Here is an 11,208-nt window from a genome sequence, read left to right as displayed (position 1 = left end):
ATCAACACCCGCGACCGGCAGCCGACACGGCGCGTCGCCCCCAAGGTCATCACGCTGCACCCGGCGATAGTTCACTAATTCAAGCAACGGCATTGAGTACCTGGCGGGAAGTGCATGACGGTGATGCTCAGGCCGCATTCGTCGGCGAAGTCGGCCAGGTCCATCTTGAACAGGCGGGAGTCGGCCGAGTTGGCCCCTCCGGCGTCGGCGGTGACCAGTAAGCGGTCTACGCCGGGCTAGTTGTTCTGTCTCGGGAGGTTGTGGACGGGTGAGCCAGGTCTCGGCTGAGGGATCTTGAACGGGTGAGGGCCTTCCGGTTCGGTGTGGATTGCGACGTCTACACCGACAGAAAGGCCCTCGTGCCCCACCGTAATGCACCTCTGACCGAGACTGGCCGCCTGCGCCTGGCCCGCTGCGTCGTCGACGACGGCTGGCCGCTGCGGCGGGCCGCCGAACGCTTCCAGGTCTCGCCCAGCACGGCCCAGCGGTGGGCCGACCGCTACCGGCAGCTCGGCGAGGCCGGCATGGCCGACCGCTCCAGTCGCCCGCGTCACAGTCCTGGCCGCACTCCGACCCGCACCGAGCGACGGATCATCAAGGTCCGCCTGTTGCGCCGGTGGGGACCGGCCCGCATCGCGCACTTCCTGCGCCTGGTGCCGTCCACCGTGCACCGGGTCCTCACCCGCTACCGTCTGGCCCGCCTGACGCATCTGGACCGGGCCACCGGCCGCGTCGTCCGCCGCTACGAACGCGACCGGCCCGGCGAACTGGTCCACGTCGACATCAAGAAGCTGGGCAACATCCCCGACGGCGGCGGGCACAGGGCCCACGGCAGAGCCCAGGGCAGCCGGAACAGTTCCGCACACCGCGACCCCGCACGGCCCCGCACCCGTCACGGCCGCCCCAACCTGGGCTACAGCTACCTGCACACCGCCGTCGACGACCACTCCCGTCTCGCCTACAGCGAGATCCACACCGACGAGAAGAAGGAGACCGCCACCGGCTTCTGGCAGCGGGCCCACGCCTTCTTCACCCAGGCCGGCATCACCGTCGAGCGGGTACTGACCGACAACGGCTCCTGCTACCGCTCACGCGACTGGCGCGATGCGCTGGCAGCGGCCGGGATCGCCCACAAGCGCACCCGGCCCTACCGGCCCCAGACCAACGGCAAGGTCGAACGCTTCAACCGCACCCTGCTGGAGGAGTGGGCCTACGCACGTCCCTACCGCTCCGAAACCGAGCGTCGTGAAGCGTTCCCGCATTGGCTGCACACCTACAATCACCACCGCGGACACACCGCACTGAAAGGGCAACCACCCGCCAGCCGCGTCCCCAACCTCACGGGTCAGTACAGCTAGTCGAGGTGCCCTTGAGTCTTCCACCAGCGGCACAGGGACTCCACCGCGAAGGCGGCGGTGTTGCGGTCGGGCCCACGTTCACCCAGCCGCTGTCGCGCCCCAGGTCGTAGATGCCGTACGGGATGGCGACCGGGGTGTCGGGGTCGATGAAGCCGTGGTCCGGGGCGGTGATGGGCTGGCCTTTGGGGCGGTAGGTGCGGCCGGGCCGGGCGAAGTCGCCGATCGGTTCCTTCTGCTTCGTATCGACGCTCATCACCGGCAGGCCCGCAGCCAGGAAGCGTTCGGCGGCGGAGTTGATGTGCCGGAACTGAGCGTCGCGGCCAGGCACTTGGCTGCCGGACCGGGTCTTGGCCATGCCCTGCAAGCTGAAGCCCATCGCGTGCAGTAGGTTGCCGACCACTGGCGCGCTGACCGGATGGCCGGCATCGGTCAGTTCCCGGGACAAGTCCCGCAACGAGGCAGTGATCCAGCGCATAGGGGACACTGGATCGCCCACCTCGCGCGGCTCGATCAACGACTCGAGTGCCGCCACCAGCCCGGGGTCGCCGGCGGCGGACTTACGCCCGCCGCCGGGCCTGCGCACCCGCCCCAACATCTCCGTTCCGCCCGCGAGTTCCTCACGCCCTCGTGCAACGGCCGACTCGGAGAGACGGTTGCCCGGACCAAGAACGGGCCGCCGCTGGCCGGCTACGGGGCGGTGACGATGAAGAACGCGCTGGCGGCCACGGTCGCCACCCTCCCCGGACAACTATGGCGATCGCTCACCTGGGACCGCGGCAAGGAGCTGTCGGCACACGCCCAGTTCACGATCGAGACTGGCGTCCCTGTCTACTTCGCCGATCCGCACAGCCCCTGGCAGCGCGGCACCAACGAGAACACGAACGGCCTGTTGCGCCAATACTTCCCGAAGGGAACTGACCTTTCTCGATGGGCGGCTGAGGATATCGAGGCGGTCGCTGCCACGCTCAACAGCCGACCCCGCAAGAGCCTCGGTTGGAAGACGCCCGCTGAAGCCCTCAACGACCATCTACTATCGATGAAATAAGCCGGTGTTGCATCCACTGGTTGAACCTGGTCAGTACACGTCCATCAAGCTCACAACTCGGCTGCTGCGAGCGGGGGTTCAAGCATCCATGGGTTCCGTCGGGGACTCGTACGACAACACCCTCGCGGAGAACCTCTGGATGCTCATCAAAACCGAATGCATCCGCGGCCGCACCTTCACCACCAGGGCCGAGGCCAACCTCGCGCTCTTCGAATACATCGACGGCTTCTAAACTCCCGCCGCATCCAGGAACGGCTCGGCTTCCTCAGCCCGATCGAGTTCGAGGATAAGCACTACGCCGAGCAGGCGACGGCCGAACCAACGAATCTGAACACCCATCAACCCCTGCTGACCAGCTGATCAGCACCTCCCGCATGACGGGGGAACCTCAGACGCATCCGCGAGCGAGCGCGTGAAGTGCCCTCCAGCGAACCCGGAAGCGAGAGCTGCCGGCCCCGGATGTAGTCGGCCTGGCTGACCAGCCAGGCCGCGAGAATCACCACACCGGTGACCAGCGCGGCCGCGGCCGCGCCGAACTCGGCCAGAACCACCGGCTCCCCCACCACCCGGTGCACCGCCCGGGCGTGCATCTCCCGCTGCGCCGCCCACGTCCGCCCGCCCAGCAACTCCTGCACCGCCCACTGCCCGTTACGCAGATAGTCGTTACGATAAAAACGCCCGTGATGCCCACCGATGATCTCCGCGATACGCCGCACCGCGGAAACCTCGCCGGCATCCGCGAACCCCAAAGCGTCCAACACAGCCGAAGCAGCCTGCATCCCGGCAACGTCATGACCGACCCGCTCAATACCGATCTTCCCCAAGTCCGCCAGGAACGCCTCGCTGAGATGCTCCCTGCCGTGGGGCGAACAGAACTGAAAACCCGAAATCTTCCCGATGTCATGCAGCCCGGCACACAACGCCACCACACCACCAGCCTGCCGAACACCCCAGACCATCAGCGACAGCCCGCCGCTGATTCACCGACAGATACGCATCCCACAAATGCGAGGCCATCGCCGCCGCATCCAGCAGATGCCGCACCAACGGATACGGCGGCCTCCCCGGATCCAACCCCCGCGACTTCCCCCACGCCGTCTCATCCACCATCAACACCACGCCCCACCCCCGCGCACGAAGAATCCGCCAGCAGCGAGGATCAAAACACGAGCCACCGACAACACCACCCAGCCCACCGCCACCGACGCGACCGGCTCATCCCGCCAACGCCACAGCCGCTACCCTCATCCGCATGACCACACCCACCCGAGCAAAAGGACAGCAAAGCCGTCATTAAGTCGCAGCTCAGGAAGGGTCCTCCCCGCCGACGCGGGGGTGCTTCGGAGGGTCATGCCTTCGACGATGCGGTCGACGAGTCCTCCCCGCCGACGCGGGGGTGCTTCGGACTACGCCGAGACCGTCGCTGAGTGGGGCCAGTCCTCCCCGCCGACGCGGGGGTGCTTCGATCGCGACGGACATGATGGTGGCGGCCGAATAGTCCTCCCCGCCGACGCGGGGGTGCTTCGGTGGAGCACGTAGCCGGTCCTGCCCGGCCCCCGACCTCCCCGCCGACGCGGGGGTGTTCCGCTCGCCCGGGTTGACTGCTCATGAGGTGACCAGGTCTTCCCAGTGGGCGGCAAGAGCAGGCATGGGTTGGGGAACGGGCCCGATGTCGCCGTCGCAAGGGACGGGCAGATCGTCGACGGTCTCTTTGAGGGCCTCTTCGCACAGGGCAGGGACGACGGCGGGCAGCGTGTAGTAGGTGCCCGGGCCAGCCGCACAGGTGGCCGAGGTGTCGGCGTGGTGGGCGACTGGGGTGTAGGTGCTCCAGCCAAGGGTGTTGAGGCGGTGGAGCTGGCCGGCCCAGTGGGCGGCGTCGCGCATCTCGCCGTGGCGCAGGTGCAGGAGGTAGAGGCACAGGGCGGCGGCGATGTTGCCGGCGCTGGCGGCGTAGTGCCACCAGAAGCGGGCGCCTTCGTCCTGGTCGGCGAGCTAGAGCAGGGTGGCGAAGGTGAGGGCGCCGTCGAGGTCGCGGCTGGTGGCGGTGACGTGGGCGGCGGCGTCCTGGTGGTGGACGGTGCCGCGGCACCGCAGGCGCAAGTCGTGCGCGGCTTGTTCGTGCAGGGCGGCCGGCTGCGACCGGGCCTCGGGTCCGGGGTGGGGGACGGTGCTGAGGAACTGTACCCAGCGCAGCTCGTGCAGGTGCGCGGCGAGGGTGTGCCGGGCGGCCTGAAGGTCGGCGGTGGTGTACTCGCCCTCGAAGACGCGGGTACGGCGCAGGGCCTCGTCGGTGCTGCGCGGGGTGCGGTTCACTGGCCGCTCACTCCGTGCAGGGCTTGGAACACGAAGATCTAACGGAAGGTAACTTTCCGCATACTCAAAGCAGGAGCGCTCTTTGCTTCCGCGTAACGCCACACTTCGCCACCCCGTGCACCGTTCGCGCCACCCCCGGCGAACTGCGCTGACGACAGATCCGAAAGAGACCGGGCCCTATTTGCGCGAACGTGAAATTGCACGCGGGTGGTGGTTGCGGTGCGGAGGGCGAGCGCGGCGTACAGGGTGCGGCCGAGGGTCTGTCCTGCGCCGCCGAGGCCGAGGGCCCAGGCGGCTTGGGCGTGGGTGAAGCCCCGTTCGAGGAAGAGCGGGACGAGGGCGACGACGACTGCGGAGACTGCGACCGCGGAGAGGGTCAGGGCGCCAGCCAGCATCCAGAACGGCCGGCTGCGGAGGACGGCCGTCGCGTCGCTGGAGGCGTGGCCTGTGGTGGAGGCGCTGGGGGCCAGGGGCCTTTGAGGACGAGTACGTGGGCGGGGATGGTGATGACGGCCAGGACCAGGGCGAGCACGGTGTAGGTGGCCCGCCAGCTCAGGTGGTCGGCCAGAGCCGCGGTGGTCGGAGCGAAGACGGTGGAGGCGAGACCGTCGGCGAGCGTGACGATCGTCAGGGCGCGTACGTGGTCGGGGGCCCACCAGCGGGGTGAGGGCGGCGAAGGCGGGCTGGTAGAAGGTCGTGGCCGTCGCAAGTCCGGCCAGCGCCCAGCCGGCGGTGAAGACGGGCATGATCGGGGCCGCGGCCACGATCAGCAGGCTGGCTGCGCCGAGTATGGAGCCGTGGTCATGACGGCGCGGGGGCCGCGACGGTCGAGGATGCGGCCGACGCGCGTCGAGGCGGCGGCCGTCCTCGGTGGCCAGGACCAGGCGGCCTCGCCGTCCCGCTCGATGGTCTCGGTGCGGAATCCGGTGACCGCGTGGGCGTGGCCGTCGCCGACGGCGGCCTTCGCCGCGGGGCCGAGCGCGCCGCGGGCGGGGAGCTGGTCGGCTTCGCCGCCGCCGAAGGTGGAGCCGGAGATCCCCCGGCGCAGGATCCACACCGCCTTCGTGTCGAGAAGAGCCGCACGTGCGACCACTCGCACACGGCCGCCCCGGCGGTCGGCCCCGCTTCCAGGACCAGCGGCTCGATGCCGTATGCGACGAGGTGGGCGGCGGCGGCCAGGCCTGAGGGACCGGCTCCGATCACGACGACGGGCAGGTCGGCGGTGGCAGGCGCATTCATGATCGACTCCTCTTGTTTCGACATTCGTCGATGGCTTGCGCTCGCCAGCATGGCACCCTATATTGACAGACGTCAATATAGACATTTATCGAATCAAATGGGTTCGTTCAGGGAGCGCACCGACGTCGCTGTAGCGGCGGCGGGCAGTCCGGTCTGGCCGCCGCGCACGCACTGCTGCGGCGTGCTGCGGCCGGTGACGCTGAAGACGTCGACGGGATCGTGGCCCCGCTACTGCCACTGGAGTGGCTGCGCAGTCTGCCGTCGGACTCCCCGCGCGGGGTCGGCCGGGACGCCGGCCGGGTCGCCCGCTGCTCGAACCCGAGCCGTCCGGGGCCGTGGCGCCGTGCTGCCCTCCGCTGACCGAGCGCCCGTTCACCGCCGAGGAGGCCGAGACGGCCGCGCGGATGTTCAAGGCGCTCGGTGCCCCGGTGCGGCTGCGCCTGTTCTCCGCCGTGGCCTCGCACGAGGGCGGCGAGGCGTGCGTGTGCGATATCTCCGACGTCGGCGTCTCCCAGCCGACCGTCTCCCACCACCTGAAGAAGCTCAAGGACGCCGGGCTGCTCACCTCCGAGCGGCGCGGCACCTGGGTGTACTACCGGGTCGAGCCCTCGGTGCTGGCCGCGATGGGCACGCTGCTGACCATCGCGCCGGCCGCGGCCTGACAGCAGCCGGGAGCAGGAGGAGCATTGCCGTGTCCGGCGAGGGCTGCGCGAGCGAGCGGCCGTCATACCGGCCACTGCCATGACGCTCTTCGCATCAGACGCCTCGGCTCATCATGCATCACGCGCCGCTGATGCTGCTCAGGCAGCCTCAGCAGGCCGAGGATTCCAGAGCTCGGTGTACCGCTCCACTTCCTCGGAGGTCAGGTCGTTGTCGCCCTCGGTGCGCAGCAAAGTGGTGTCCCAAGGGCGGCTGCCGTCGGTGCGCGGGGTGAGCAGAACACCGAGCGTGGAGGTCTGTTCGGCCAGGCCGGTCTGCTGATGGAGCTGATGGTGGCGCAGCAGTACGTACGACTGGAAGGCGGCTTCCACCTCGGGGCCGAAGCGGGTGGCGCATCCAAAGATGAGCTGACGGGTTCCGGAGGGGTCGATGGAGCGGCGCCAGCGCCACTTGGTCTCGTCGGCCGGCACCTCGCGTACGTCGGCGAGCATGTCCAGCAGCAGCTGCCCCCATTCGGCGCGCTCCGACCGGCAGTTTGTCCAGGTCGGAAAGGAGGAGTAGCCGGCTGGGCTCGCTGATCTGCGATCTGATGGCGGAGGTGGCGACGTCCTCCATGATGATCCGCATGACCCGATGGGCCTGCTCCGCCCCCGCCGGCACCTGCGGGAGCAGCGGGACGGAGAAGTGTGTTCCGCCGAGTGCGGCGACATCGGGGCTGAGGGGAGCGGGGGGGCGCCTCGGCGTCAGCTGCGGCGAACTCGTAGTAGCGCACGGGTTCTTCACCCAGGGCGACGGCCCGCTCGGCGGCGGCGCGGAAGAGGTAGTCCAGGACGGCGGTGGTGGAGCGCAGCTGATCGAAGAGGAAGTCCCAGTCCCTGCGCGTCAGGGCAATCGCGGGTATGCCGATCGGCTCCAGCGAGCAGATCGTCTCGCCGGGCACCTGCTCGTGGTCCAGCAAGAACACGGCGATCCACTGGTAGGCGTTGCCGTCGACGGACAGTGTGCGGCCGCGAGCGTTGATCATGTCGGCGGGCAGCATCCGCAACTGCCTCACGGTGCCCTTGGCCTGGCGCATGGCCTTGGTCGCGACCTTGCGGATCCAGGCCGCCTCGGCGTCCGCGCCCTTGGGCGCAATCGTGCGGGCCTTGACCTGGATCACGGCACCGTGTTGGCCGGTGATCAGCAGCTGGTCGCCGAGCTCGCGCCGCCCGGAACCTTTGTCGGCGTAAGCGGACTGGAAGACGAAGTCGGAAAGCCCCCAGGTGGCTGCAGCGGCGTGTGCCGCCACCTCAGCACCCGGGCCGTGCTCCACGCCGGTCGGAAGGGGCAGCGCCGGACGTATACGCCGCACGTACGGCCCGTTCACGGTGTCCACGATGAGCGTGAACGCGTTCGGGTCGTCGTCCTGGATGAACCGCCACAACGCGGATGACGTTTTTCGTACCGGCGTCCGCGCGGGGGCACACGCTGCAGCCTGCGTCACTCCCCCGTCCTCCGGTTGGGCGTGAAGATGAGCGCCACCAGGGCCAGGCCGACCGCGCCGCCGACCACCTGCATGGCGATGAAGCCCACCAGGGAGCCGGGGGCGATCCCCGCGAAGGTGTCGCTGAAGGCACGGCCGATGCTCACCCCGGGGTTCGCGAAGGACGTGGAGGAGGTGAACCAGTATGCGGCACCGATGTAGGTGGCGACGGCGACGGGTGCGAAGCGCAGCTGTCCGGTGTGGGCCAGGCCGAAGATCAGCAGGACCAGGCCCGCCGTGGCAACGACCTCGCCGAGCAGCAGGTGCCCGGCCGAGCGGTCGTGGGTGGACCACTCCACCAGTGCCTTGCCGAACATCGCGGCCGCCAGGATCGCGCCCGCGATGGCACCCGAGATCTGCGCGGGGATGTAGACGGCCGCCTCCCTGATCGTCACCCCGGCGCCGCCGCGCCGTCTCGTCCACCACTCGGCCAGCGTGACGACCGGGTTGAAGTGCGCACCGGAGACCGGGCCGAGCAGAAGGATAAGCACACCGATACCGAAGACGGTGGCCAGGGAGTTGGCCAGCAGCTGCACCCCGACGTCCTTGGTCAGTTCGGTGGCCTGGATGCCGGAGCCGACCACGACCGCCACCAGGGCGGCGGTGCCGACGAGTTCGGCGGCGGCCCGGGCAGCCAGCGGCCGGCGGGGCGGGGTCGCGCCCGGAGCGGGCTGCGGCTCAGCGGCAGGTATCGCCGATTCCGCGGCGGACTCGTGCGTGGCGGTCAACAAAGACTCCTTGGTGCGGTTGCCGGGGGCGGCGACAGGTCAGGGGCAGGAGCGCTTGTTGCCGGCGGCGCTACGGGCGGACTCGGCCAGCTCGGCGAACTGTCCGGCAAGCGATGCGATGACGTCCGCGCGCAGCTTGTAGTAGGTGAACCGGCCGCACGGCTCCGTCTCCACGATCCCGGCCTCGCGCAGCACTCTCAGGTGGTTGGAGAGGTTGGTCTGCCTGGCACCCGTCTCCTCCACGAGGTGGGTGGTGCACAGCGTCTCTTTGGCGAGGAGAGTCACGATCTGGAGCCGAAGCGGGTCGGCCAGAACCCGGATCAGATCAGTGTCGACTGACGTCAGCATGCGCAGCGCCGGGCTCGAGCCCGGAGGTAGAGGATCGACGAGATCAGCCGTAGGCCTCGTCAATGTGGCGGGCCGTCATGCCGACGTTGGCGCCGTAGCGGCGCATCTGTTCCAGCTTGCCGTCGGGGAAGAGCTGCTGGACGTTCTTGAAGAGCCGCATGGCCTTGTAGCCGCGCAGGAAGCCGTAGCCCGGCAGCACGATCCGGTTGGACATCAGCAGGTTCATGCCTGAGATCACGCCGTTGCGCTGGGACTCCCGTTGGTCGTCGCCCAGGACTCCGGCATGCACAATCTCCTTGCTCTGGTCGGCGTCGGCCGCGTGCCAGCGGGCCTGCCAGCCGTCTCCGGCGTGACACTCGAGCCAGTCCAGGATCCGGCCGGTGAAGCCCAGGAGCCTCACGCCGGGATCGACGCAGCCGCGGTACTTCCTGCGCGGCCAGAGCGGGGAGGCCGGCAACAGTGCCAGCACTTCGTCGCGGGTGCGCTGGTCGTGCGGGCCGACGCGGTTCTTGTCGGCCTTGAGGTCGTGTTCGACGAACAGCGGCCGTGGCGGCGTCGTGCCGGTTCCGGCGAGCCGAGTCCGATTAGCGCGCCGCCCTCCTGCGTAGCTCATGCTTGAGCACCCCCGAACAGCACCGCCAGGTCGCTCGCCTCGTAGCCCGAGGCGACAGCGGTGGGTGGCGCGGGGTGCTTCGCACGTTCCTCCCGGTCGGCCAGATACTCCTGGACTCGGGCGATGACCTGCTCTTCCTCCTCGACCAGGTAGATGTCGGCGGTCGTGCTCAAGTGCGCGTGCCCGAGGATGGTTTGCACGTCCCGTAAGGTCAGGCGCTTGTCCCGGGCCATCCTCAGCGCGGCGGTGTACCGCAGATCGTGCATCGACCAGTTCGTGCCCAGCAAGGCGTTGGCCCGGCGAAACACCGCGCGCAGGGCCTCGTAGTTCATCGGCTGATAGGCCAGACCCTCACCGTGATCACGTCGGCGCAGCGTCCACCACAACGGAGCCTGCGGATCCAGCGGCGGTCCCTCGCTCTGGTAGGGCCGCAGCCAGATGAACGACTCCGGGCTGGAGGGCAGCCACTGCTCGGCCTGGGAGCCCTTGCGTTCGACGCGGACCAGTTGATCGCCCCAGTCGACGTCGACACCACGGACCCCGAGAAGCTCGGAGGCGCGGGCGGCGTTGCTGATCCCGAGGGCGAGGATCGCCCGGTCCCGGTTGGAGCGCAGCGCCCCGAACAGCTCATTCCACCGTTCGTCCGACATCTGCCGGGGCCGACGCCGTGGGACCTTGGGGTTGTAGCGCAGCCGCCCCTCGGTGCCGTACGGATCCAGAGGATTGTGATGGGCGTGCGGACGCCGCCTCGTGCTTCGGGCCAGCGGCACCCGGTTGACCAGCGGGCCGCTGCCCGACTCGATCCAGAACTCGTAGAAGCTGCGGATCACGGCATTGCTGTGCCGAATGGTGCGCGGCTTATAGAGGTCGTCCAGGTACGGCTTCTTCGTGATCGTGTTGGTCATCCCCGCAGTCGCCTCCGACTGCGTACGCGCCGACGTCCGCGGCTTCGTCGCGATGCGCAGCCACAACACGAAGTCGCGGACCTCCGCTGAGGTTGCGCGGTCCCACTCGACCTGGACCACCCGCAGCCATCGCCACCAGCGCAGCAGGTCGAAGGCGTAGCTGCGGACGCTGCCGGGCCGGTTGTCGCGAGCGACGAAGTCGATCAGGAACCTACGGATCGGCTCCACTGCTTGTGCCTCTTCATCAAAGACCAGCCAGGGCACCACCCCGATGCCTTTGGCCACGCGCCCCCACCGAGGCAAGGTGATCAACTGGATGTCACGAGATCCTGCGTCCAACTCTGTTGCGCTCCTTCATCGTTCGGATGCGCAACGTCTACCGACTAGTACTCCAGCAGCACTTTGACGTTTTCCCTGTTCAGGGGCGGTTTCGGTGAGTGTAGTGGGCTGATGGTCGGCCCGTGTCCTCTTTCCCGG

The 11,208-nt window shown here is 68.8% G+C and carries 11 protein-coding genes, 5 pseudogenes and 1 CRISPR repeat array; of the genes and pseudogenes, 4 read left to right on the top strand and 12 right to left on the bottom strand.

What is annotated here, in order from left to right; translation table 11 throughout:
* Positions 1-95: 95 nt before the first annotated feature.
* Positions 96-224, bottom strand: a pseudogene (locus ABZ453_RS48870) (ISAzo13 family transposase); the annotation flags it as partial.
* A gap of 135 nt (positions 225-359) precedes the next feature.
* On the opposite strand from ABZ453_RS48870, the gene ABZ453_RS48865 reads away from it, so the two are divergent.
* Positions 360-1,358: an IS481 family transposase gene (locus ABZ453_RS48865; RefSeq protein WP_359026234.1), complete on the top strand. Its 999-nt coding sequence runs from the start codon at positions 360-362 to the stop codon at positions 1,356-1,358.
* Here the strand turns inward: ABZ453_RS48865 and ABZ453_RS48860 are convergent.
* Positions 1,339-1,953 carry an ISAzo13 family transposase gene (locus ABZ453_RS48860; protein WP_359026232.1) on the bottom strand — a complete coding sequence of 205 codons (615 nt, stop codon included), beginning with the start codon at positions 1,951-1,953 and terminating at the stop codon, positions 1,339-1,341. The genes ABZ453_RS48865 and ABZ453_RS48860 overlap by 20 nt on opposite strands.
* A 63-nt stretch (positions 1,954-2,016) precedes the next feature.
* Here ABZ453_RS48860 and ABZ453_RS48855 point away from each other — a divergent pair.
* Together ABZ453_RS48855 and ABZ453_RS48850 are read left to right on the top strand one after the other, a co-directional pair.
* A pseudogene (locus ABZ453_RS48855) lies at positions 2,017-2,403 on the top strand (IS30 family transposase); the annotation flags it as partial.
* A gap of 88 nt (positions 2,404-2,491) precedes the next feature.
* Complete coding sequence (locus tag ABZ453_RS48850) at positions 2,492-2,635, top strand: IS3 family transposase (protein WP_359026230.1); 144 nt, start codon at positions 2,492-2,494, stop codon at positions 2,633-2,635.
* A gap of 106 nt (positions 2,636-2,741) precedes the next feature.
* On the opposite strand, the pseudogene ABZ453_RS48845 reads toward ABZ453_RS48850, so the two are convergent.
* From ABZ453_RS48845 to ABZ453_RS48825, 5 genes and pseudogenes are all read right to left on the bottom strand, one after another.
* Positions 2,742-3,513 (bottom strand): annotated as a pseudogene (locus ABZ453_RS48845) (HD domain-containing protein).
* 203 nt (positions 3,514-3,716) lie between these two features.
* Positions 3,717-3,990: direct repeats of the CRISPR family, unit length 29 nt; unit sequence GTCCTCCCCGCCGACGCGGGGGTGCTTCG.
* An 18-nt stretch (positions 3,991-4,008) separates the two neighbouring features.
* Positions 4,009-4,287, bottom strand: coding sequence for a hypothetical protein (locus tag ABZ453_RS48840; protein ID WP_359026228.1), 279 nt, complete (start codon positions 4,285-4,287; stop codon positions 4,009-4,011).
* A 108-nt stretch (positions 4,288-4,395) separates the two neighbouring features.
* Complete coding sequence (locus tag ABZ453_RS48835) at positions 4,396-4,716, bottom strand: hypothetical protein (RefSeq protein WP_359026226.1); 321 nt, start codon at positions 4,714-4,716, stop codon at positions 4,396-4,398.
* A 218-nt stretch (positions 4,717-4,934) separates the two neighbouring features.
* Positions 4,935-5,551 (bottom strand): annotated as a pseudogene (locus tag ABZ453_RS48830) (MFS transporter); the annotation flags it as partial.
* A 13-nt stretch (positions 5,552-5,564) separates the two neighbouring features.
* A pseudogene (locus ABZ453_RS48825) lies at positions 5,565-5,955 on the bottom strand (NAD(P)-binding protein); the annotation flags it as partial.
* A gap of 308 nt (positions 5,956-6,263) precedes the next feature.
* Between ABZ453_RS48825 and ABZ453_RS48820 the strand changes: the two are divergent.
* Positions 6,264-6,617: a metalloregulator ArsR/SmtB family transcription factor gene (locus ABZ453_RS48820; RefSeq protein WP_359026236.1), complete on the top strand. Its 354-nt coding sequence runs from the start codon at positions 6,264-6,266 to the stop codon at positions 6,615-6,617.
* Positions 6,618-6,755: 138 nt separating this feature from the next.
* Here ABZ453_RS48820 and ABZ453_RS48815 read toward each other — a convergent pair whose 3' ends face one another.
* From ABZ453_RS48815 to ABZ453_RS48795, 5 genes are all read right to left on the bottom strand, one after another.
* Complete coding sequence (locus tag ABZ453_RS48815) at positions 6,756-7,106, bottom strand: hypothetical protein (RefSeq protein WP_359026224.1); 351 nt, start codon at positions 7,104-7,106, stop codon at positions 6,756-6,758.
* A 988-nt stretch (positions 7,107-8,094) separates the two neighbouring features.
* The gene (locus ABZ453_RS48810; RefSeq protein ID WP_359026222.1) at positions 8,095-8,865 is read right to left on the bottom strand and encodes an aquaporin; all 771 of its coding nucleotides are present in this window, start codon (positions 8,863-8,865) and stop codon (positions 8,095-8,097) included.
* 39 nt (positions 8,866-8,904) lie between these two features.
* Positions 8,905-9,213: a metalloregulator ArsR/SmtB family transcription factor gene (locus ABZ453_RS48805; RefSeq protein ID WP_359026220.1), complete on the bottom strand. Its 309-nt coding sequence runs from the start codon at positions 9,211-9,213 to the stop codon at positions 8,905-8,907.
* 43 nt (positions 9,214-9,256) lie between these two features.
* Complete coding sequence (locus ABZ453_RS48800; protein ID WP_359026218.1) at positions 9,257-9,826, bottom strand: hypothetical protein; 570 nt, start codon at positions 9,824-9,826, stop codon at positions 9,257-9,259.
* Positions 9,823-11,016, bottom strand: coding sequence for a tyrosine-type recombinase/integrase (locus tag ABZ453_RS48795; protein ID WP_359026216.1), 1,194 nt, complete (start codon positions 11,014-11,016; stop codon positions 9,823-9,825). Before ABZ453_RS48795 ends, ABZ453_RS48800 begins: the two co-directional genes overlap by 4 nt.
* Positions 11,017-11,208: the final 192 nt, after the last annotated feature.

It is taken from the genome of Streptomyces sp. NPDC005799, assembly GCF_040630525.1.
Taxonomy (GTDB): domain Bacteria; phylum Actinomycetota; class Actinomycetes; order Streptomycetales; family Streptomycetaceae; genus Streptomyces; species Streptomyces griseorubiginosus_B.
This window is presented reverse-complemented; position numbering and strand designations above follow the sequence as displayed.